General features: G+C 68.4%; 22 protein-coding genes. 17 read left to right on the top strand and 5 right to left on the bottom strand.

Translation table 11 applies throughout. The features are described 5' to 3' along the window. Positions 1–151: 151 nt before the first annotated feature. Both ACQGNW_RS15700 and ACQGNW_RS15695 read left to right on the top strand, forming a co-directional pair. Positions 152–700 (top strand): cysteine hydrolase family protein, encoded by a 549-nt coding sequence (locus ACQGNW_RS15700; RefSeq protein WP_426664159.1) that lies wholly within the window; start codon positions 152–154, stop codon positions 698–700. Further along, entirely contained in the window at positions 648–1,649 is a 1,002-nt protein-coding gene (locus tag ACQGNW_RS15695; protein ID WP_426664158.1) for a GlxA family transcriptional regulator, read from the top strand. The genes ACQGNW_RS15700 and ACQGNW_RS15695 overlap by 53 nt, the downstream gene beginning before the upstream one ends. Positions 1,650–1,653: 4 nt before the next feature. Here the strand turns inward: ACQGNW_RS15695 and parE are convergent, their stop codons facing one another. Further along, a complete protein-coding gene (parE, locus tag ACQGNW_RS15690; protein WP_426664157.1) occupies positions 1,654–3,543 on the bottom strand; it encodes a DNA topoisomerase IV subunit B in 1,890 nt (629 codons plus the stop codon). A gap of 64 nt (positions 3,544–3,607) precedes the next feature. Beyond that, complete coding sequence (locus ACQGNW_RS15685) at positions 3,608–5,407, bottom strand: aminopeptidase P family protein (RefSeq protein WP_426664155.1); 1,800 nt, start codon at positions 5,405–5,407, stop codon at positions 3,608–3,610. A 248-nt stretch (positions 5,408–5,655) separates the two neighbouring features. On the opposite strand from ACQGNW_RS15685, the gene cyoA reads away from it, so the two are divergent. From cyoA to truD, 11 genes are all read left to right on the top strand, one after another. Next, positions 5,656–6,546 carry a ubiquinol oxidase subunit II gene (gene cyoA / locus ACQGNW_RS15680; protein ID WP_426664781.1) on the top strand — a complete coding sequence of 297 codons (891 nt, stop codon included), beginning with the start codon at positions 5,656–5,658 and terminating at the stop codon, positions 6,544–6,546. Positions 6,547–6,549: 3 nt separating this feature from the next. After that, entirely contained in the window at positions 6,550–8,565 is a 2,016-nt protein-coding gene (gene cyoB / locus ACQGNW_RS15675; protein WP_426664154.1) for a cytochrome o ubiquinol oxidase subunit I, read from the top strand. A 2-nt stretch (positions 8,566–8,567) separates the two neighbouring features. Beyond that, on the top strand, positions 8,568–9,188 hold the full coding sequence (cyoC, locus tag ACQGNW_RS15670) for a cytochrome o ubiquinol oxidase subunit III (RefSeq protein WP_426664153.1): 621 nt from the start codon (positions 8,568–8,570) through the stop codon (positions 9,186–9,188). Further along, complete coding sequence (gene cyoD / locus ACQGNW_RS15665; protein ID WP_426664152.1) at positions 9,188–9,535, top strand: cytochrome o ubiquinol oxidase subunit IV; 348 nt, start codon at positions 9,188–9,190, stop codon at positions 9,533–9,535. The genes cyoC and cyoD overlap by 1 nt, the downstream gene beginning before the upstream one ends. Positions 9,536–10,560: 1,025 nt before the next feature. Then, entirely contained in the window at positions 10,561–12,231 is a 1,671-nt protein-coding gene (locus ACQGNW_RS15660) for a CTP synthase (RefSeq protein ID WP_426664151.1), read from the top strand. Further along, a complete protein-coding gene (gene kdsA / locus ACQGNW_RS15655; RefSeq protein WP_426664150.1) occupies positions 12,228–13,061 on the top strand; it encodes a 3-deoxy-8-phosphooctulonate synthase in 834 nt (277 codons plus the stop codon). Before ACQGNW_RS15660 ends, kdsA begins: the two co-directional genes overlap by 4 nt. A gap of 42 nt (positions 13,062–13,103) precedes the next feature. Further along, positions 13,104–14,417, top strand: a complete 1,314-nt coding sequence (gene eno, locus ACQGNW_RS15650; protein WP_426664149.1) for a phosphopyruvate hydratase — start codon at positions 13,104–13,106, stop codon at positions 14,415–14,417. An 18-nt stretch (positions 14,418–14,435) separates the two neighbouring features. Then, on the top strand, positions 14,436–14,774 hold the full coding sequence (gene ftsB / locus ACQGNW_RS15645) for a cell division protein FtsB (RefSeq protein WP_426664148.1): 339 nt from the start codon (positions 14,436–14,438) through the stop codon (positions 14,772–14,774). Continuing rightward, the gene (gene ispD / locus ACQGNW_RS15640; protein WP_426664147.1) at positions 14,771–15,463 is read left to right on the top strand and encodes a 2-C-methyl-D-erythritol 4-phosphate cytidylyltransferase; all 693 of its coding nucleotides are present in this window, start codon (positions 14,771–14,773) and stop codon (positions 15,461–15,463) included. Before ftsB ends, ispD begins: the two co-directional genes overlap by 4 nt. Beyond that, positions 15,460–15,939, top strand: coding sequence for a 2-C-methyl-D-erythritol 2,4-cyclodiphosphate synthase (gene ispF, locus ACQGNW_RS15635; RefSeq protein ID WP_426664146.1), 480 nt, complete (start codon positions 15,460–15,462; stop codon positions 15,937–15,939). The genes ispD and ispF overlap by 4 nt, the downstream gene beginning before the upstream one ends. An 80-nt stretch (positions 15,940–16,019) precedes the next feature. Further along, the gene (gene truD, locus ACQGNW_RS15630) at positions 16,020–17,045 is read left to right on the top strand and encodes a tRNA pseudouridine(13) synthase TruD (protein ID WP_426664145.1); all 1,026 of its coding nucleotides are present in this window, start codon (positions 16,020–16,022) and stop codon (positions 17,043–17,045) included. Here the strand turns inward: truD and ACQGNW_RS15625 are convergent. Beyond that, a complete protein-coding gene (locus ACQGNW_RS15625) occupies positions 17,029–17,580 on the bottom strand; it encodes a Smr/MutS family protein (protein ID WP_426664144.1) in 552 nt (183 codons plus the stop codon). The genes truD and ACQGNW_RS15625 overlap by 17 nt on opposite strands. A 140-nt stretch (positions 17,581–17,720) precedes the next feature. On the opposite strand from ACQGNW_RS15625, the gene surE reads away from it, so the two are divergent. Genes surE through ACQGNW_RS15605 form a run of 4 tightly spaced genes read left to right on the top strand, consistent with a single transcriptional unit; the run spans position 17,721 to position 20,871 of the window. After that, positions 17,721–18,509 carry a 5'/3'-nucleotidase SurE gene (gene surE, locus ACQGNW_RS15620; protein WP_426664143.1) on the top strand — a complete coding sequence of 263 codons (789 nt, stop codon included), beginning with the start codon at positions 17,721–17,723 and terminating at the stop codon, positions 18,507–18,509. A gap of 3 nt (positions 18,510–18,512) precedes the next feature. Then, positions 18,513–19,208, top strand: a complete 696-nt coding sequence (locus ACQGNW_RS15615; RefSeq protein WP_426664142.1) for a protein-L-isoaspartate(D-aspartate) O-methyltransferase — start codon at positions 18,513–18,515, stop codon at positions 19,206–19,208. Between the two features lie 26 nt (positions 19,209–19,234). Further along, the gene (locus ACQGNW_RS15610; RefSeq protein ID WP_426664141.1) at positions 19,235–19,843 is read left to right on the top strand and encodes a YqaA family protein; all 609 of its coding nucleotides are present in this window, start codon (positions 19,235–19,237) and stop codon (positions 19,841–19,843) included. 41 nt (positions 19,844–19,884) lie between these two features. After that, positions 19,885–20,871: a peptidoglycan DD-metalloendopeptidase family protein gene (locus ACQGNW_RS15605; RefSeq protein ID WP_426664780.1), complete on the top strand. Its 987-nt coding sequence runs from the start codon at positions 19,885–19,887 to the stop codon at positions 20,869–20,871. 167 nt (positions 20,872–21,038) lie between these two features. Here the strand turns inward: ACQGNW_RS15605 and ACQGNW_RS15600 are convergent, their stop codons facing one another. Further along, on the bottom strand, positions 21,039–21,413 hold the full coding sequence (locus ACQGNW_RS15600; protein ID WP_426664140.1) for an Mth938-like domain-containing protein: 375 nt from the start codon (positions 21,411–21,413) through the stop codon (positions 21,039–21,041). Then, a complete protein-coding gene (gene yhbY, locus ACQGNW_RS15595) occupies positions 21,413–21,709 on the bottom strand; it encodes a ribosome assembly RNA-binding protein YhbY (protein WP_426664139.1) in 297 nt (98 codons plus the stop codon). Before yhbY ends, ACQGNW_RS15600 begins: the two co-directional genes overlap by 1 nt. Positions 21,710–21,779 lie beyond the last annotated feature (70 nt).

Raw genomic sequence — 21,779 nt, 5'->3', positions numbered from 1 at the left:
AGACCGCACTACCTTAGCGCCGCCGCAGGGGGAGATAAACGTCCGTCGGGGCGAATCCGTGGCCGGATCGGTCCGCCCATGGTCCCGCTACGGCCTCGTCGGGTGGGCCGGCCAACCCTAGAGTGGCACCTCCCTCGCCAAGGAGTTACCCATGTCCGACCGTCCAGCCGTTCTGGTGATCGATGTCCAGCAATCGTTCCTGCATGCGCCGTACTGGCGCGAAGACGACCTGCCTGCGTTCCGCGAGCGCCTGGTCGCACTGATCGAGGGTGCCGCGGCGCGCGGCTGGCCGGTCGTGCGCATCCTCCACGAGGATGGCGACGCGCATTTCACCGCCGATTCCGGCCTGGTGCGCCCGATGGACTGGGTACCCGGACATCACGACGTCGTGTTCAAGAAGCACGTGCACAACGCGTTCACCGGCACCGGACTGGAAGCGTGGTTGCGCCGGCGCGGCATCGGGCGCGTCGTCGTCGCCGGCATACGTTCGGAGCAGTGTTGCGAAACGACCACGCGCGTCGCTTCCGACCTGGGCTTTTCGGTGGACTATGTGACCGAGGCGACACTGACCTTCCCGATGATCCACGCGACCAGCGGACGACGCTACGATGTCCAGGACATCAAACAACGTACGGAACTGGTTCTCGATGGGCGCTTTGCACGCATCCGCACCGTCGCCGACGTCCTCGCAGGCGCTTGAGGTCTGGTTCGTGCTCCCGCCGGCGTTGATCCTGCTGGATCTCGCCGGCGCGGCCGACGCGTTCCGGATCGCCACGGCGATGGGCCTTCCGGTTCGTCTTCGGTATGCCGCGCCATTGGCTCCCGGAGAGATGGCCCCGACTGCCCTCGGCGTGGGCCTGGCCGGAGTCGAGCCGCTGCCCAGGGACCTGCCAGGGAATGCGCTGGTGATACTTTGCGGCGCCACCGGCTCGGGCGAGAGCGTGCTCGGTTCGGCGGGCGGCCGGGCCATCGTGGCCTGGTTGCGTCGTCTGGGCGTGCGGCGCGTCGCCTGCATCTGCTCGGGCGCATTGCTGGCGGGAGTGGCGGGATGGCTCGACGGGCGCGAATGCACGACCCATCACAGCCTGGTCGAGCAGTTGCGGCGCGTCGCGCCGAAGGCCCTGGTGCTGGACAGCCGGGTCTTCGTCGAGGACAACGGGGTCTATACCAGCGCCGGCATTACCGCCGGCATCGACCTGGCCCTGCATCTGATCGGCGAGCTCGGGTCGCCCCGCCTGGCTGCGGCAGTGGCCCGCGAGATGGCCGTTTATCTGCGGCGCGCACCCGGTGACCCGGCGCTTTCGCCCTGGCTGGAAGGCCGCAATCACATGGATGCGCGCATCCACCGCGTGCAGGACGCGCTGTCCCGCGCTCCCGCCGAGGATTGGCCGCTGGCCCGCCTGGCCGGGTTCGGTCACATGAGCGTGCGCAGCCTGACGCGGCACTTCCGCGAGGCCAGCGGCATGTCGGTCAACGCGTATCACGCACGCTTGCGGCTGGCGCTGGCGCGCCAGGCCCTGGCCAATGGCGAGACCGTGGAGTCCGCTGCCGAGCGGGCCGGGCTGGGGTCGGCCAGACAGTTGCGCCGGTTGTGGGCGATCCATGCGCCGGACAGCCCGGCGGCGGCGCGACGTCGAAAGGAGGCCTGAGCGGTCAGACCTCCAGCGTCGCCAGGTCGCCCTTTTCCTCCAGCCAGGCCTTGCGGTCGCCGGCGCGCTTCTTGGCCAGCAGCAGGTCCATCACCTTCGCGGTGCCGTCGTCGCCCTCCACGGTGAGCTGCACGAGGCGGCGGGTGTCGGGGTGGATGGTGGACTCGCGCAGCTGCGGCGGGTTCATCTCGCCGAGGCCCTTGAAGCGGGTAACGCTGACCGCGCCCTTCATCTTCTCGCGCTCGATCTTCTGCAGCATCGCCTGCTTCTCGTTTTCGTCGAGGCAGTAGAACACCTGCTTGCCCACGTCGACGCGGAACAGCGGCGGCATCGCCACGAACACGTGGCCTTCGCTGACCAGGTGCGGGAAGTGCCGCAGGAACAGCGCGGAAAGCAGCGTGGCGATGTGCAAGCCGTCGGAGTCGGCGTCGGCGAGGATGATCACCTTGCCGTAGCGCAGGCCGGCCAGGTCGTCCTTGCCGGGGTCGCAGCCGATCGCCACCGCGAGGTTGTGCACTTCCTCGGAGGCCAGCACCGAGGTGGATTCCACCTCCCAGGTGTTGAGGATCTTGCCGCGCAGCGGCAGGATCGCCTGGAACTCCTTGTCGCGTGCCTGCTTGGCGCTGCCGCCGGCGGAGTCGCCCTCCACCAGGAACAGCTCGGTGCGCGAAAGGTCGGTCGACGTGCAGTCGGCGAGCTTGCCGGGCAGGGCGGGGCCCTGCACGATCTTCTTGCGCACCACCTGCTTGGCGGCCTTCAGCCTTGCGCTGGCGCGCTCGATGGCCAGCTGGGCGATGCGCTCGCCGGTTTCCACATTCTGGTTCAGCCACAGGCTGAACGCGTCATGGATCACGCCCTCAACCATGCCGGCGGCCTGGCGCGAGGACAGCCGCTCCTTGGTCTGGCCGGCGAACTGCGGATCGAGCAGCTTGGCGCTCAGCACGAACGCGAGCCGCTCCCACACGTCCTCAGGCGCCAGCTTCACGCCGCGCGGCAGGAGGTTGCGGATGTCGCAGAACTCTCGGATGGCGTTGGTGAGGCCCGAGCGCAGGCCGTTGACGTGGGTGCCGCCCTGCGCGGTGGGGATCAGGTTGACGTAGCTCTCCTGCACCAGCTCGCCTTCCGGCAGCCAGGCCAGCGCGACGTCCATGCCCTCGGTGTCGCGCGCCACGTGGTGCACGAAGAGTTCCGCCGGCAACGCCTCGCCGCCGTCCAGCTCGCCGCGCAGGTAGTCGCGCAGGCCGTCCTCGTAGAACCACTCGCTGGTTTCGCCGCTGGCCTCGTCGGTGAGCTTCACCGAAAGGCCCGCGCACAGCACGGCCTTGGCACGCAGCAGGTGCTTGAGCCTGGGCAGCGAGATCTTCGGCGAGTCGAAGTATTTCGGGTCCGGCCAGAAACGCACGGTGGTGCCGGTCCTCTTCTTCGGCACCGTGCCGATCACTTCCAGCTCGCTGACGCGGTCGCCGTGCTCGAAGGCCATGCGGTATTCGTTGCCGTCGCGGCGGATCGTCACTTCCACCCGCTGCGACAGCGCGTTCACCACCGACACGCCGACGCCGTGCAGGCCGCCGGAGAAGTTGTAGTTCTTGCCGCTGAACTTGCCGCCCGCGTGCAGGCGGGTGAGGATCAGCTCCACGCCAGGGATGCCCTCCTCGGGATGGATGTCCACCGGCATGCCGCGGCCGTCATCGGTGACTTCCACCGAGCCGTCCGCGTGCAGCACTACCTCGATCGCTTTCGCGTGGCCGGCCAGCGCCTCGTCCACCGAGTTGTCGATCACCTCCTGCGCCATGTGGTTGGGGCGGGTGGTGTCGGTGTACATGCCGGGGCGGCGCTTGACCGGGTCCAGGCCGGAGAGGACTTCGATGTCGGCGGCGTTGTAGCGGCTGCTCATGCGTGGGGATCGGACCGGGGAAAGCGCCGCAGCATGGCGGCGGGCTGGCGGAGGGTCAAGCGGTTCAGAGCGGCGCGCAATGGCGCTCCAGCCAGGCGAGGTCGGCGCCGTCCAGCAGCGGGGCCAGTGCAGCGCGCACGGTGGCGTGGTAGTCGTCCAGCCAGGCGCGTTCGTCGGGAGCGAGCAGGCCGGGCTCCAGCGCGCGACGATCGAACGGGCACAGCGTGAGCGTCTCGAAGGCGAGGAAGTCGCCGAACTCGGTGCGGTCGGCCTCGACCACCACCGCGAGGTTCTCGTGGCGGATGCCGTGGCGGCCGGGCTTGTACAGGCCGGGCTCGATCGAGGTGATCATGCCCGGCTCCAGCGCCACCAGGGCGCCGCCGCTCAGCGGCGGGCGGATAGCCTGCGGGCCTTCGTGCACGTTGAGGAAGTAGCCCACGCCGTGGCCGGTGCCGTGGCCGTAGTCGCAGCCGGTGGCCCACAGCGGCGCACGCGCCAGCGCGTCGAGCTGCGGGCCGCTGGCGCCTTTCGGGAAGCGCGCGCGACTCAGCGCGATCATGCCCTTCAGCACCAGGGTGGCGTCGCGGCGCTGTTCGGCAGTGGTCTCGCCCAGCGCCAGCACGCGGGTGATGTCGGTGGTGCCGCCGAGGTACTGGCCGCCGGAGTCGATCAGCAGCAGGCCCTTCGCCTGCAGCGCGCTGTGCGATTCCTGGGTGGCGCGGTAATGCGGCAGCGCGCCGTTGGCCTGGTAGCCGGCGATGGTGGCGAAGCTCTCGCCCACGAACTCGGGTTGCGCGGCGCGCGCGGCGTGCACGAGGCGATGCACGTCCAGCTCGGTGAGTGGCTTGCCCTGCGCGAGCTGGTGCTCGATCTCGCGGAACGCGCCGGCCAGCGCCGCGCCGTCGCGGCGCATCACCTCGCGCACGTGGTCCAGCTCGGCAGGGCTCTTCACCGCCTTGTACGCGGTGCTGGGGTTGGCGGCCTCGATGCGCCGCACGTCGGCGGGGACCGCGCTGCTGACCGCGCAGACCACGCGGGCGGGATCGAGCAGCAGGACGTCGTCCTTGCCGAGTTCCGCCAGTGCGCCGGTGACGCCGGCATAGCCTGCGATGGCGACGCCGTCTGCGGCGAGTTGCGCCACCAGTGCGTCGTCGAACTTGCCGCGCTCGGCGAACAGCGTGGCCTTGCCTTCGGCCGCCACCAGCAGATGGGCGAGGAAGACCGGGTTGCACTCCACGTCGCTGCCGCGCAAGTTGCAGAGCCAGGCGATGTCGTCGAGGCTGGAGACGAGATGGTGCGTCGCGCCGCGCTTGCGCAGCGCGTTGCGCAGGCGCACCAGCTTGTCAGCGCGGGGCGTGCAGGCCCAGGCGATCGGGTGCTCGACGACGCGCGCTTGGGGCAGGGCTGGGCGGTCGCGCCAGACCATGCCGGGCAGATCGAGGTCGGTGCGCACGCGCACGCCGTGTTCGCCGAGCTTGCCCTCCACCGCGCGCAGGCCGGCCAGCGACACGCTGTCGCCGGCCACCGCCAGCACGTCGCCTTCGCGCAGGTGGGCGGCCAGCCAGTCCATGTGCTCGGGCGTATGCGGCACGTGGAGCTTCATCAGCGCGATGCCGCTGCCGGCGAGCTGCTGTTCGGCCTGCGCGAAATAGCGCGAGTCCGTCCACAGGCCCGCCTGCTCGCGGGCCACGACCAGCGTGCCCGCCGAACCGGTGAAGCCGGACAGCCACGCACGCGCCTGCCAGTACCCGGGCAGGTATTCGGAGAGATGCGGGTCGGCGCTGGGGACGACCACGGCGGCGATGCCGTGCTGCTGCATGGCCGCGCGCAGCGCGGCGATCCGGGCGGGAACGGGGTTGCTCATGCGCGGCATGGTAGCAGGCACGCCTGTGGCCGGATGCCTGCCACAACGGTGCGCGCCATGCAACGCGCAAGATCATCACGCAGCAAATTTCAACTGCGACATTGTGTCTCGGCAGGGTGTCAATTCGGGTCGCCTGTCACTACGATGCGCGCGCCGTTCCCCACGGCATCCCCATTCATAGCCGTCCCAAAGAGTCGTTCGTGAGCAAACGTACTGTCGTTTCCGCCCTGCGCTGGACGTGCGCAGGCATGGCCGTGTTCCTCGCCGGCTGCAACATGGAGGTCCTCTCGCCCAAGGGCGACGTGGGCATGCATGAGAAGAGCCTGATCCTGATCGCGCTCGGGCTGATGTCCGTGGTGGTGATTCCGGTGATCGTGCTGACCCTGTGGTTCGCGTGGCGCTACCGCGCCTCCAACACCAAGGCCACCTATGCGCCGAAGTGGGCGCACTCGACGAAGATCGAGGCGGCGATGTGGGGCATTCCCTGCGTCATCATCGCGATCCTCGCCGTGATCACCTGGCGCAGCACCCATGCGCTGGACCCGTACAAGCCGCTGGTGTCCGACGTGAAGCCGGTGACCATCGAGGCGGTGGCGATGGACTGGAAATGGCTGTTCATCTACCCGGACTACGGCGTGGCCAGCGTCAACCAGATCGCGTTCCCGGTGGACACGCCGGTGAACTTCAGGATCACCTCGGCCACGGTGATGAATGCCTTCTTCATCCCCCAGCTGGGCAGCCAGATCTACGCGATGGCGGGCATGCAGACCAAGCTGCACCTGATCGCGCGTGAGGCGGGCGACTACGACGGCCTGTCCTCCAACTACAGCGGCGCCGGTTTCTCCGACATGCGCTTCAAGGCGATCGCCACCTCGCAGCAGGGCTTCCAGGACTGGCTGGCGAAGGCGAAGGCCAGCGCGGCCACGCTCGACCTGCCCGCCTACCGCACGCTGGAGCAACCCAGCGAGAAGGTGCCGGTGTCGTACTACGCGACGGTCGCGCCCGGCCTGTTCGAGGACATCCTGCACAAGGACATGGGCGGCAAGCCTGCCGATGGACAGCCGATGCAGGGCATGCCGATGCACGGCGGCGTCGCCGTCGCCGCTTCGCACAACGATCACGCCAAGGCTGCGGAGTAAGCCATGTTCGGAAAGCTTTCCCTTTCGTCGATCCCGTTCGACCAGCCGATCGTGATGGGCACCCTGCTGGCGGTGGCCCTCGGCGGCGCGGCCCTGCTCGGCGGCATCACCTGGTTCCGCAAGTGGGGTTATCTGTGGAACGAGTGGTTCACCACGGTGGACCACAAGAAGATCGGCATCATGTACGTCATCCTGGCGCTGGTGATGCTGCTGCGCGGTTTCGCCGACGCGATCATGATGCGCGGCCAGCAGGCGCTGGCCGCGGGCGGCGCCCAGGGCTACCTGCCGCCGCACCATTTCGACCAGATCTTCAGCGCCCACGGCACGATCATGATCTTCTTCATGGCGATGCCGTTCATCGTGGGCCTGATGAACCTGATCGTACCTCTGCAGATCGGTGCGCGTGACGTGGCCTTCCCGTTCCTGAACTCGCTGAGCTTCTGGCTTACCGCGTCGGGCGTGGTGCTGATCATGCTGTCGCTGTTCGTCGGCCAGTTCTCCACCACCGGCTGGCTGGCCTATCCGCCGCTGTCCGAGCTGAAGTTCAGTCCCGACGTGGGCGTGGACTACTACATCTGGGCGCTGCAGCTGTCGGGCCTGGGAACGACCCTGACCGGCATCAACTTCATCGTCACCATCCTGCGCATGCGCGCCCCCGGCATGACGCTGATGAAGATGCCGGTGTTCAGCTGGACCGCGCTGGTCACCAACGTGCTGATCGTGGCCGCGTTCCCGGCGCTGACCGTGGCGCTGGCGCTGCTGGGCGCCGACCGTTATCTCGGCATGCACTTCTTCACCAACGATCTCGGCGGCAACGCCATGATGTACGTGAACCTGATCTGGATCTGGGGCCACCCCGAGGTCTACATCCTGATGGTGCCGTGCTTCGGCGTGTTCTCCGAGATCATCTCCACGTTCTCCGGCAAGCCGCTGTTCGGCTACAAATCGATGGTGTGGGCCACCGTGGCAATCGGCGGCCTGTCCTTCCTGGTGTGGCTGCACCACTTCTTCACCATGGGCTCGGGCGCGAACGTCAACGCGTTCTTCGGCATCGCCACGATGGTGATCTCGATCCCCACCGGCGTGAAGGTGTTCAACTGGCTGTTCACCATGTACCGCGGCCGCATCCGCTTCACCGTACCGGTGCTGTGGACGATCGGCTTCATGGTGACCTTCGTGATCGGCGGCATGACCGGCGTGTTGCTGGCGGTGCCGGGCGCGGACTTCGTGCTGCACAACAGCCTGTTCCTGATCGCGCACTTCCACAACATGATCATCGGCGGCGTGGTGTTCGGCTGCCTGGCCGCGCTGAACTTCTGGTTCCCCAAGGCCACCGGTTTCAAGCTGGAGGAGCGCTGGGGCAAGTGGTCGTTCTGGTGCTGGCTGGTCGGCTTCTACGTGGCCTTCATGCCGCTGTACCTGCTGGGTTTCATGGGCGCGACCCGTCGCATGCAGCACTACGACAACGTGGCATGGCAGCCGTACTTCGTGGTGGCCTTCGTCGGCGCGGTGATCATCATGGCGGGCATCGGCTTCACGGTGCTGCAGATCGCGGTGAGCATCCGCAACCGCGACAGCAACCGCGACCTCACCGGCGATCCGTGGGGCGGCCGTACCCTGGAGTGGTCGACCAGCTCGCCGGCGCCGTTCTACAACTTCGCCGTGGAGCCGCGGATCACCGAGCTGGACCAGTTCTGGGCGGACAAGGAAAACAAGCGTGCCTACCCGCGCCACGCCCACTACGCCGACATCCACATGCCGCGCAACACCGGCGTGGGCGTGATCATGGGCGGCTTTGCCACGCTGCTGGGCTTCGGACTGATCTGGCACATCTGGTGGCTGGCAGTGCTGGGCCTGGCGGGCATGGTCGGTTCGTTCATCGCCCGGGCCTACGACCGCGACGTCGACTATTACGTGCCTGCCGCCGAGGTCGAGAAGATCGAGCGCGAGCGGCTGGTGCCGCTGTCCAGGCTGATTGACCAGGTGGGCGCCGCTCCCGCCGAGCAGAAGGTGGCATAAGAATGAATACCTCCGTCATCACCGCCGGCCACGACGTCGCCGGCCACGGCGACCACGCCCATCACGACGACGGCTCCAGGACCCTGCTGGGGTTCTGGACCTACCTGATGAGCGACTGCCTCATCTTCTCGTGCCTGTTCGCCACGTTCGCCGTGCTGGCCCACTCCTACGCGGGCGGTCCCACCGGCAAGGAGATCTTCGATCTCAAGTACGTGCTGGGCGAGACCATGCTGCTGCTGGTTTCCAGCTTCACCTTCGGCATGGCGATGCTGAACATGCACGCCGGTCGCCGCGACAAGGTGCTGGCCTGGCTGATGGTCACCTTCCTGTTCGGCGCGGCCTTCGTGGGCATGGAGATCCACGAGTTCGTGGCCCTGATCCACGAGGGGGCGGGCCCGGACCGCAGCGCCTTCCTGTCGGCCTATTTCACCCTGGTCGGCACGCACGGACTGCACGTCACCTGCGGCGTGATCTGGATCGTGGTGATGATGGACATGGTGCGCCGCTACGGCCTGGACGGCGTGGTCAAGCGCCGCCTGTCCTGCCTCAGCCTGTTCTGGCATTTCCTCGACGTGATCTGGATCTGCGTGTTCACCTTTGTCTATCTGCACGGGGTGCTGTGATGTCGCACGCTCACGAACAAGCCGCCCATGGCGGCAAGCACGGCTCGCTGAAGTCCTACATGGTGGGCTTCGGCCTGTCGATCGCGTTCACGCTGCTGTCCTTTGGCTGCGTGATGACCGGCGCGGTGCCGCACCACCTGATCGTGCCGGGCCTTATGGTGTTCTGCGTGGCCCAGGTGCTGGTGCAGCTCGGCTTCTTCCTGCACATGGGCATCGCCCCGGAACAGCGCGAGAACCTGATGGTTGCCGTCTGCGCACTGGTCTTCATCGCGATCGTGGTGATCGGCTCGCTGTGGGTGCTGCACAACATGAACGCCTTCATGATGCCGGGGATGGCGCACGGCTGAGGCTTGCACTCCTGCTTGCCCTGTCGCCGGCGGCTCCGCGAGGGGCCGCCGGTTTTTGTTTGGGCGCTGCGCGCGGCTTCCCTTTCCCCCAACAGCTTCATCGGTGGGGGGAGGGTTGGGGTGAGGGGGGCCCTTGCTCGTGTGCTTTCGCAAGGGACAAAGTGGTTTCGAGCCGCTGCCGCGGCCCGAGCTACTTCTCTCTTGCTTGTCCACGCACACGCAGGAGCGTGTGCGAACGGCGAAGCCGGCCCGAAGGGCGGAGGGCAGGATGCCCGGAGTCAAAGAGAAGTAGCCAAGAGAAAACGACACCCCGCGGCGGCGCTTGCCGGGCGTCCTGCCCGGCAAGTCCGTGAGCCGTGGCCGGGCTTTTCGGCCGGGCTTCCTGACCGGTCGAAAAGGCATCGCCCTCCATGGCGATGCCCGCTGCGCGGCCTTGTCGTCCACGGCTCACCGCCGCCGAGGGGCCCCGGAAAAGCAGGCGCGCTTCCTGCGCGCCAGAAGCAACAGCAACAGCGAAGCCCCGCAAGCTTGCAGGCTGTGGCTCCCTCCCCTGCGTGCAGGGGAGGGGCGGGGTGGGGTGCTCTTGATCTTGCTGTTGCTTCTGCGCGCCGGGAGCGCGCTGCTTTACCCGGGGCCCCTATGGCGCGGCGGGTGGGCGGAGGAAAAGTCCGCAGGATGGCCCGCAGGGATGCGGGCCAGTTTTTCGCCGGCACAGGATGTGCCGTCGAAAAACCCCGGAGCCCACCCGCGCACCCGCAGGGCAGGAGGCCCGGAGGGCGCGCCATCGGGGTGCCGTTTCTCTTTGGTTCCTTTCTCTTTGGGCACACAAAGAGAAAGGAACTCGGGCTGCGGCAGCGGCTCAGAAACTGCTCTGATCCTTGCGAACCGGCTGGGCAACTATTCGCCTCCCCCAAGGCGAAACGAACCGCGTAACCGCAATTCCATTATGAATCCGGGCCCCCGCGACATCTCGCGGCCGGGGCCGTCTGCCGCTAGAATGCGTATTTCCAGCACGGCTGCATCCCATGACCCCCCTGATTTTCGTCACCGGCGGTGTGGTGTCCTCGCTTGGCAAGGGCATCGCCGCGGCGTCGCTGGCCTCCATCCTGGAAGCGCGTGGCCTCTCGGTCACCATGATGAAGCTCGATCCCTACATCAACGTGGATCCGGGCACCATGAGCCCGTTCCAGCACGGCGAGGTCTACGTCACCGACGACGGCGCCGAGACCGACCTCGACCTCGGCCACTACGAGCGCTTCGTCCACACCCGGCTTACCGGCAAGAACTCGATCACCACCGGCAAGATCTATGAGAGCGTGATCCGCAAGGAGCGCCGCGGCGACTACCTGGGCGCCACCGTGCAGGTGATCCCGCACATCACCGACGAGATCAAGCACTGCATCCACGAGGCCACCCGCGGCTTCGACGTGGCGCTGGTGGAGATCGGCGGCACGGTGGGCGACATCGAGTCGCTGCCGTTCCTGGAGGCGATCCGCCAGCTGCGCATCGAACACGGCCCCGAGAAGTGCCTGTTCATGCACCTCACCCTGGTGCCGTTCATCAAGGCCGCCGGCGAGATCAAGACCAAGCCCACCCAGCACTCGGTGAAGGAGCTGCGTTCGATCGGTATCCAGCCGGACATCCTGCTGTGCCGCAGCGAGCAGCCGCTGCCCGAGGGCGAGCGCCGCAAGATCGCACTGTTCACCAACGTGGCCGAGAACGCCGTGATCAGCGCGGTGGACGTGGACGTGATCTACAAGACCCCGCTGTGGCTGCACGGTCAGGGCCTGGACGACATCGTGGTGCGGAAGCTCGGCCTCGACGCCAAGCCGGCCGACCTCTCCGGCTGGCAGCGCACGGTGGATGCCGTGGTGCACCCGAAGGACGAGGTCACCGTGGCCATCGTCGGCAAGTACGTGGAGCACAAGGACGCCTACAAGTCGCTGGGCGAGGCGCTGCGCCATGGCGGCATCAAGCAGCAGACACGGGTGAACCTCGACTGGATCGACTCCGAGCAGGTCGAGGCCGAGGGTGCCGCCAGGGTGCTCGGCCACGCCGATGCGATCCTGGTGCCCGGCGGCTTCGGCAAGCGTGGTTTCGAGGGCAAGGTGCTGGCGGCGAAGTACGCGCGCGAGCACGGCGTGCCGTATTTTGGCATTTGCTACGGCATGCATGCGGCGGTGGTGGATTTCGCCCGCCACGTGGCCGGGCTCGCCGACGCCGACTCCAGCGAGAACGACCGCAACACGCCCAACCCGGTGATCGCCCTGATCACCGAGTGGACTACCGCCAGCGGCGAGGTGGAACAGCGCAGCGAGCGTTCGGACCTCGGCGGCACCATGCGCCTCGGCGCGCAGGAATGCCGCCTCAAGGCGGGCACGCTGGCGCGCGAGCTGTACGGGCAGGAAGTGGTGCGCGAGCGCCATCGCCACCGCTACGAGTTCAACAACCGCTACCGCCAGTCGTTCGAGGATCTGGGCCTGGTGATCTCCGGCAAGTCGATGGACGACCTGCTGGTGGAGATCGTCGAGCTGCCGCAGCAGAAGCACCCGTGGTTCCTCGGTTGCCAGGCGCATCCGGAATTCACCTCCACGCCGCGCGACGGCCACCCGCTGTTCATCGGTTTCGTGCGCGCCGCGCGCGAGTACAAGGCCGTGCGGGCGGGCGAGAAGCTGGCCAGGGAGCACGTGGCATGAAGTTGTGCGGCTTCGAGGTCGGCCTGGAGCATCCGCTGTTCCTGATCGCCGGGCCGTGCGTGGTCGAGTCCGAACAGTTGCAGCTGGACACGGCCGGCGCCCTGAAGGAAATCACCGCCAGGCTTGGCGTGAACTTCATCTTCAAGTCCAGCTTCGACAAAGCCAACCGCTCCTCCGGCGAGAGCTTCCGCGGCCCGGGCATGGAAGAGGGTTTGCGCATCCTGGGCGAAGTAAAGCGCCAGATCGGCGTGCCGGTGCTCACCGACGTGCACGAATACACCCCGTTCGCCGAGGTGGCCGCGGTGGTGGACGTGCTGCAGACGCCAGCCTTCCTGTGCCGGCAGACCGACTTCATCCAGGCCGTGGCCCGAGCCGGCAGGCCGGTGAACATCAAGAAGGGCCAGTTCCTCGCACCCTGGGACATGAAGCACGTCGTCGCCAAGGCCAGGGCCGTGGGCAACGAGGACATCCTGGTCTGCGAGCGTGGCGCCAGCTTCGGCTACAACAACCTCGTCTCGGACATGCGCAGCCTCAGCGCGATGCGCGAGACCGGCTGCCCGGTGGTGTTCGACGCCACCCACTCGGTGCAACTGCCGGGCGGCCAGGGTGCCAGTTCGGGCGGCCAGCGCGAGTTCGTGCCGGTGCTGGCGCGCGCGGCGGTGGCCGCGGGCGTGGCCGGCCTGTTCGCCGAGACCCACCCCGATCCCAGCAAGGCGCTCAGCGACGGTCCCAACGCGTGGCCGCTGGGCAAGATGGAAGCCCTGCTCGAAACATTGATGGAACTGGATGCCGTGACCAAACGCCACGGCTTCCTGGAACACACTTTGTAAGCCCGCATAGCCCATCCCCAACATCTGAAGGATTGCAGCCGCATGAGTACCGACATCACCCGCATCCACGCCCGTGAAATCCTCGACTCGCGCGGCAACCCCACGCTGGAAGCCGAGGTCACCCTGGCCGGCGGCGGCTTCGGCCGCGCGGCGGTGCCCAGCGGCGCCAGCACCGGCACCCGCGAGGCGGTGGAGCTGCGCGACGGCGACAAGGCGCGCTACCTCGGCAAGGGCGTGAAGCACGCGGTGGGCAACGTCAACGGTGCCATCGCCAGTGCGCTGAAGGGCTTCGACGCCGCCAACCAGGGCGGTCTGGACGCGAAGCTGATCCAGCTCGACGGTACCCCGAACAAGGGCAAGCTGGGCGCCAACGCGCTGCTCGGCGTGTCGATGGCCGCCGCCCATGCCGTGGCCGCGCAGCGCAAGCAGGCGCTGTGGCAGTACCTGGCCGGCATCAACGGCACCACCGGCCAGCCCGGCGCGCTGCCGGTGCCGATGATGAACATCATCAACGGCGGCGCGCATGCCGACAACAACGTCGACGTGCAGGAGTTCATGGTGCTGCCGGTGGGCGTGTCCAGCTTCGCCGAGGCGCTGCGCGCCGGCGCGGAGATCTTCCATGCGCTGAAGAGCGTGCTGAAGGGCAAGGGCCTGAACACCGCGGTGGGCGACGAAGGCGGCTTCGCGCCGAACCTGCGTTCCAACATCGAGGCGCTGGACACCATCCTCGAAGCGGTGAACAAGGCCGGCTACAAGGTGGGCAGCGAGATCCTGCTCGGCCTCGACGCGGCGAGCTCCGAGTTCTTCAAGGACGGCAAGTACGACCTGGAAGGCGAGGGCAAGGTCTATACGCCCGAGCAGTGGGTGGACGTGCTGGCCGGCTGGGCCCGGCAGTACCCGATCGTCACCATCGAGGACGGCATGGCCGAAGGCGACTGGGCCGGCTGGAAGCTGCTCACCGACACCATCGGCAAGAACGTCCAGGTGGTGGGCGACGACCTGTTCGTCACCAACCCGGCGATCTTCAAGGAAGGCATCGAGAAGCACATCGCCAACGCCATCCTGATCAAGGTCAACCAGATCGGCACGCTGTCCGAGACGCTGGAAGCCATCGCCATGGCGGATGCCGCCAGGTATGCGGCGATCATCTCGCACCGCTCGGGCGAGACCGAGGACACCACCATCGCCGACATCGCGGTGGCCACCACCGCCACGCAGATCAAGACCGGTTCGCTGTGCCGCACCGACCGCGTGGCCAAGTACAACCAGCTGCTGCGCATCGAGGAAGCGCTGGGTTCGGCGGCGCGCTATGCGGGACGCGCCGCGTTCGTGAGCCTCGACCACCTGCCTGGCTGACCCGGCGCGTCTCCGCCCATGCTGCGCTGGATCGCCCTGGTTCTGCTGCTTCTGCTGATCGGACTGCAGCTGAAACTGTGGTCCGCGCACGGCGGCATGCACGAGGTGGACGCGCTGCGCCTGTCGATCAAGAAGCAGACCGACGAGAACGCGCGCCTGCAGCAGCGCAACCAGGCGCTGGCCGCCGACGTGACCGACCTCAAGCACGGCGACCAGGCAGTCGAAGCGCGTGCGCGCACCGAGCTGGGACTGATCAAGCCCGGCGAGACGTTCTACCAGGTCGACAACCAGCCCGCGGGCGCCAGCAGCACGCTGCCGCTGCCACCGCCGGCGCATCCGGGCGATGCCCAGCCATGAGCAGGCTCTTGTGGTGCGTGGTGCCGGCCGCCGGACGTGGCACGCGGATGGGCGCGGACTGCCCCAAGCAATACCTGCCGCTGGCCGGCAAGCCGCTGATCGTGCACACGCTGGAGCGGCTGGCCGCGCACCCGCGCATCGCCGGACTCCTGGTGGTGCTGGGTGCGCAGGACGAGCACTGGCCCGGCATCACGGCCTTGCACGGCAAGCAGGTGAGCACCGCGGTCGGCGGCGCCGAACGCAGCGATTCGGTGCTCGCGGGCCTGGATGCCCTGCCGTCCGAGGTGGGCGACGGCGACTTCGTGCTGGTGCACGATGCCGCGCGCCCCTGCGTGCGCGAAGCCGACATCACGCGCCTGGTCGACCGGGCCGCCCAGGCTGACGGCGGCCTGCTTGGCGCGCCGCTGCGCGACACGCTCAAGCGCGCGGACGAAGACGGGCACAGCCTGGCCACCGAGCCGCGCGAGCAGCGCTGGCGGGCCTTCACGCCGCAGATGTTCCGCCGTGGCGAACTCGTCTCCGCGCTGCGCGCGGTGGCGCTCGACGGCCGGCCGGTCAGCGACGAGGCGATGGCGATGGAACTGGCCGGCTTCCGCCCGTTGCTGGTCGAGGGCGCCGAGGACAACATCAAGGTCACCACGGCGGCGGATCTCGCGCTGGCCGAATTCCTGCTGGCGAGGACGGCATGAGCTTTCGCATCGGCAACGGTTTCGACGTGCACGCGTTCGGCGTGGGCGACCACGTCGTCCTGGGCGGCGTGCGCATCGCCCACGCACGCGGCCTGGTTGCGCACTCCGATGGCGACGTGGTGATCCACGCGCTGTGCGACGCCATCTTCGGCGCGCTGGCATTGGGCGACATCGGCAAGCACTTCCCGCCCTCCGACGAGCGCTGGCGCGAAGCCGACAGCCGCCAGTTCCTGCGTCACGCCGCGTCGCTGATGGCGCAGCAGGGGTACACGCTGGGCAACGCCGACGTCACCGTGATCTGCGAATCGCCCAGGATCGGCCTGCACGCGCAGGCGATGCGCGAAAACCTCGCCGCCGACCTCGGCTGCCGGCTCGACCAGATCAGCATCAAGGCCACCACCACCGAAAAGCTTGGCTTCACCGGCCGCGGCGAAGGCATCGCCGCCCAGGCGTGCGTGCTGCTGGAACACCGTTGATGCGACATGCGGGTTTCCTTGCCTCGCTGACCAGATAGGGCGCAGTGTGAGGGAGTGAACATCCGGATACCTGCCACGCCATGACCACCCAAGAACTCCCTTTCGCCCACGGCGCCGTCCCTCCATTGACGGCCCGCCTGCGCAGCACCCCCGAAGACTTCGTGGTCGAGGAAATCCTGGGCTACGACGCCGACGGCAGCGGCGAGCACGCGCTGCTGTGGGTGGAAAAGCGCGGCGCGAACACCGACTGGCTGGCGCGCGAACTGGCGAAATTCGCCGGCGTGCCGCCGCTGGCGGTGGGCTACGCCGGCCTGAAGGACCGGAATGCAGTCACTCGGCAAACCTTCTCGGTACAACTTGCCGGCAAGCCCGATCCCGACTGGTCGGCCTTCCCCCATGCCGAGGCAACGGTGCTGGCCGCGACGCGCCATGGCCGCAAGCTCAAGCGCGGCGCCTTGCGCGGCAACCGCTTCGTGCTGACATTGCGCGAGGTGCAGGGCGAGCGCGAGCTTGCCGAACAGACGCTGGCCGCTATCGCCGCCCGCGGCGTGCCGAACTATTTCGGCGAGCAGCGCTTCGGCCGCGAAGGCGGCAACCTCGCGCAGGCGCGGGCGATGTTCGCGGGGCGCCGGGTGGATCGCGACAAGCGCGGCTTCCTGCTTTCCGCCGCGCGCTCGCAGATCTTCAACAGCGTGCTCGCAGCGCGCGTCGAGCGTGGCGCGTGGGACGCGCCGCTGGACGGCGAGATCTGGTCGCTGGCCGGCTCGCGCTCCTGGTTCGGACCCGAGCCGTACACGGAAGCGTTGGCGCAGCGCCTCGCCAGCGGCGACATCCATCCCTCCGGCCCGTTGTGGGGGCAGGGCGAACCGCCGACTGCGGGCGAGGCGGGTGTGCTGGAGCGCGAGGTCGCCGCCGCGCACGCCGACCTGGCGGAGGGCATCGCCGCCGCGCGCATGGACCAGGAGCGCCGCCCCTTGCGCCTGCTGCCGAAAGACCTGCGCTGGCGCTGGCTGGCGGACGACGCGCTGGAGTTGTCATTCGAATTGCCAGCGGGCGCGTATGCGACGGTGGTGGCGAGGGAACTTGCCGTTACGGTGGGTGCTTGAGAAGCACGACCACGGCGCCCGTGCCACCCTGCGCCGGGCGCGCCGAGGCGAAGGCGACCACGTCGTCGCGCCGGCGCAGCAGGCGGTCGGTGAGCGCCTTCAGCACCGGGCCGGCGGCCTTCGAACGCAGCCCCTTACCATGGATGATGCGCACGCAACGCAGCCCGTGCTGCCGCGCCTCGGCGAGGAAGCCGGCGATGGAGGCTTGCGCGGCGGCGGCGTTCATCTCGTGCAGATCGATCTCGTCCTGCACGCTGAACTGGCCGCGCTTGAGCTGGCGCAGCAGTTTCGGCGAGTAGCCGTCGCGCAGGTAGCCCAGCTCCTCGCCCACTTCGAGCGTGGCCGGATCGAAGGCCATGTCCAGCAACTCGCCCGGCACCGCCGCCTCGTCGGCCTCGAGCATGCGCGGCAGCGGCGCGGGCTTCGGTGCCGGCGGCGGTGCGGCGACCGGATCGATGCGGCGCACCGCGCCGATCGCCTCGCGGAACAGGCGGGCATCGTCTTCGCTGACCGGCGCGGGCGGATGGCGTTTCATGCCCCGATGCTAGCAAGCGGCGGGCCTGGCGCGTGCCGCCGATCCGTGAAACCGCAGGGTCGCTCCGGTAAACTCGGGAAGCTACGGGGTGCGCACGTCGCGGACGACGATGCGCTGCGGTCGACTCAACACGGATCAGCATGCGAGTTCTTGTCAGCAACGACGATGGCGTGGATGCGAAAGGCATCCAGGTGCTTGCCGGGCGTCTCGGCGAAGTGGGCGAGGTGACGGTGGTGGCGCCCGACCGCGACCGCTCCGGCGCGAGCAATTCGCTGACACTCGACGCGCCGCTGCGCGTGCTGCACATGGAGGACGGCCGCTACCGCGTGGCTGGCACGCCCACCGACTGCGTGCACCTGGCGCTGTCCGGCCTGCTCGACGAGGAGCCCGACATCGTGGTGTCGGGTATCAACAACGCGGCCAATCTCGGCGACGACGTGATCTATTCCGGCACGGTGTCGGCGGCGATGGAAGGGCGCTTCCTCGGCCTGCCGGCGATCGCGGTGTCGCTGGTGAGCCACGACCATCGCGGCGTCCATTACGACTCGGCGGCGGACGCGGTGCTGCTGCTGATGCGCCGGCTGCTGGTCGACCCGCTGCCGGCCGACACCATCCTCAACGTCAACGTGCCGGACCGGCCGTGGGCGGAGATTCGCGGCTTCGAGGTCACCCGGCTGGGGCGGCGCCATCGCGCGGCACCATGCATTGCGCAGACCGATCCGCGCGGGCGTCCCGTGTGGTGGATCGGTCCGGCGGGCGAGGTGGACGACGCCGGCCCCGGCACGGATTTCGACGCGGTGCGCCGCGGCTACGTGTCGGTGACGCCGATCCACGTCGATCTCACCCGGTTCCAGGCGCTGGAGAAGGTCAGCAGCTGGATGCAGACGCTCAGCGACGACATGGCCGGCCCCGGCCACAAGGCGGCTTGAGCGATGAGCATGCATCCGCTGCCTCCTGCGGCACTGAAAGGCGAGGGCATGACCTCGCAACGTGCGCGCGACCGGCTCGCCGTGCAATTGCGCGAAAGCGGCATCCGCGATCCACGGGTCATCGACGTGATCCGCAATGTGCCGCGTCACCATTTCATCGACCAGGCGCTGCATTCGCGCGCCTACGAGAACACCGCGCTGCCGATCGGCCACGGCCAGACCATCTCGCAGCCCTGGGTGGTGGCGCGGATGACCGAGGCGCTGCTCGAACACTTCGACGAGCGCCGGGAGAAACCCGGCCGGGTGCTGGAAATCGGCACGGGTTCCGGCTACCAGGCGGTGGTGCTGGCGGCGCTGGTGGAACAGGTCTACACGGTGGAGCGCATCGAGGAGCTGCTGCGCCAGGCCCGCCGCCGCTTCCGCCAGCTCGGCCTCGCCAACATCCGTTCGCGTTACGACGACGGCAAGCTGGGGTGGGCCGACGAGGCGCCGTTCGACGCGATCATCCTCACCGCCGCGGGCGACACCATCCCCAGCCGCATCCTCCAGCAACTCAGTCCCACCGGCGTGCTGGTGGCTCCGGTGGGGTCTCCGAGCCGCCAGGTGCTGATCCGCCTGCGGGGCGACGGGCAAGGCGACTTCGCCCAGGAGGAACTCGGCGCGGTCAGCTTCGTGCCGCTGCTCGGCGGCATCGGCTGATGCGTGCCGCGAAGGAAGTCCGCTAGATGCGGCTGTTCGGCAAGCTCTATGCCCGCACTCTGGTGTGGGCGCGCCATCCCCACGCGATCCGCTACCTGTGCGGGCTCAGCTTCATCGAGGCCTTCATCTTCCCGATCATGCCGGAGGTGATGCTGGCGCCGATGATGCTGGGCAAGCGGCATCGGGCGTTCTTCTATGCCAACGTCAGCCTCGCGTTCTCGCTGCTTGGCTCGCTGGTCGGCTACGCGCTGGGACACTTCGCGTTCGAGGCATTGAAGCCGCTGCTGGGCGCGCTGCATCTGCTGACGCCGATCGAACAGGGCGTGTCGAGCCTGCGGGCCCAGATGGCGGAGCATCGCTGGGGACTCTACGGCGTGCTGGTCCTCGCCGCGCTGCAACCGGTGGTGCCGATGAAGTTCGTGACCTGGGCCGCGGGCATCGTCGGCGTGCCGGTGCTGCCCTTCCTCGGTTGCGTGGCGCTGGGCCGCGGCAAGCGGGTGTGGCTGCTGGCGCTGCTGATCCGGCTGTTCGGCGAGCGCGCCGGACAGCTGCTGCACAAGTACATCGAGTGGATCGGCTGGGCCGTGCTGGCGCTGCTGGGCCTGCTGCTGGCGTGGTGGTTCTGGCGGCGATGACGCGGCCATCGCCTCGCATGAAAAAACAGGGAGGCATCGCTATGCTGGCGCGCATGAATCGACTCCTTGCCCCCTCACTGCTTGTGGCTGCTTTGCTGGCGTTGTCTGCATGCAGCACCGTGGTGGTGGAACCGGCCGCGGGCCATGGCAGCAGCCATGTCGCGCCCGTTGCGGCGCGCACGCCGATTCCGGGCGGCAGCTACGAGGTGGCGAAGGGCGATACCCTGTACTCGATCGCCTTCCGCAAGGGCGTGGATTTCCGCGACCTGGCGAAGTGGAACGGCATCGCCGCGCCCTACACGATCTGGCCGGGCCAGCGCTTGCGCCTGTCGCCACCGGTCGGCAACGGCGCGTCGGCGGCGCACGCGGTGGCGGCAACTGTCCGGAAGGCGACAAACCCGGCTTCGGCGCCTGCCGCGCCGGTATTCCAGAGCGTACCCGCGCAGTCCCCGGCGCCGGTGCCGGCCGGCACGCATGCGTCGGCGACGCGCGGGGCAGCGATCGCCGCAGCGGCTACGGCAACGCATGCGCCGTCCGTGGCAGTCGCCGCGGCGCCCCCCGTGAGCACCGAGGTGCCGGTGGCTGGCGAGCCCAAGGCGGTCGTGCCGCCGCACGCCGCGACCCCGACGGTGGCGAGCGGCGGCTCGCGCGCGGCGGGCGGGGTGAGTTGGCGCTGGCCGGCCGACGGACAGCTCATCAAGCGTTTCACGCCCGGCGATGCGGTGCCCGGCATCGAGATCGCCGGCAAGGTCGGCGACCCGGTGCGGGCGGCGGCCGACGGCGTGGTGGTGTACAGCGGCAATGGCCTGGTCGGCTACGGCGAGCTGGTCATCATCAAGCACAACGACAGCCTGTTGTCGGCCTACGGGCACAACAGCACGCGGCTGGTAAGGGAAGGCCAGCGCGTCAGCGCCGGCCAGGAGATCGCGCGGATGGGTTCCAGCGGGGCCTCGCGCGTCGAGCTGGGCTTCCAGATCCGCAAGGACGGCAACCCGGTCGACCCGCTGGACTACCTGCCGGCGAAGTAGCGATCCAGTGATGAATCGCCAGCCGGTCCATCACCTTCGCGATTGACCGGCGGAGCCGAGCCCGGCTGGTCCGGGTTCGGCGAGTCGGGAAAGTGCATGAGCATTTTCCCTGCCGTCAAATAAGGCTGTTCGAGCGGCTTCTGGCGCTGCGCTTGAATCCCGCCGTATCAGGCCGGAAGCATGAACGCGGCGACCACGCGCCGCCCTTCGCCGGCCAGCAGGTTGTAGGTGCGCGCAGCTGCCGCGTTGTCCATCACCTCGATACCGATGCCCTTGCGCAGGAAACCGGCGATGAACGCGGCGGCGGGAAAGGTCTGGCGCGTCCCGGTGCCCAGCAGTACCAGCTCCGGCTGCAGGGCGAGCAGGGCGTCGACGTGCGTGGCGTCGAGCGCGCCGGCCTCGCGCACCTCCCAGTGCTCGACGACGCGATCGGGCGCCAGCAGGAAGCTGTCGGTGAGTTCGCGATCGATCAGCGTGACACCGTGTTCGCCGACCCTGCGCACGAACAGGTAACCCTCCGGTAGTTCGAGGTTGAGATCCATCAGCGCGGCAGTGCGATCTTGGGTTCGTCGGCATTGCGCCGGAACAGTACGGCGACGTGGCCGATCTGCTGGATCGCCTCGGCGCCGGTGCCGGCCAGCAGGGTATCGAGCTGCGCCTGGCGCTCTTCCTTGTCGCCGCCGGAAAGCTTCACCTTGACCAGCTCGTGGATCTCCAGCGCCTGGCCCAGTTCCTTGACCACGGCGTCGCTGGCGCCCTTGTTGCCGAGCAGGACGACCGGGTTCAGGCCATGGGAGAGACTGCGCAGGTAGCGGATCTGCGAGGGGGAGAGGGCCATGCGGCGGCTTCGATTCGCGGGGAGTGAGCGGCAAAGGGTATCATGCGCCCCGATTCCCCTGCAGTGATGC

Source organism: Rhodanobacter aciditrophus, assembly GCF_050026795.1.
In the GTDB taxonomy this organism is placed as follows: Bacteria; Pseudomonadota; Gammaproteobacteria; order Xanthomonadales; family Rhodanobacteraceae; genus Rhodanobacter_A.
Note: the sequence above shows the minus strand (reverse complement) of the source record. Positions and strands in the feature narration are given on the sequence as shown.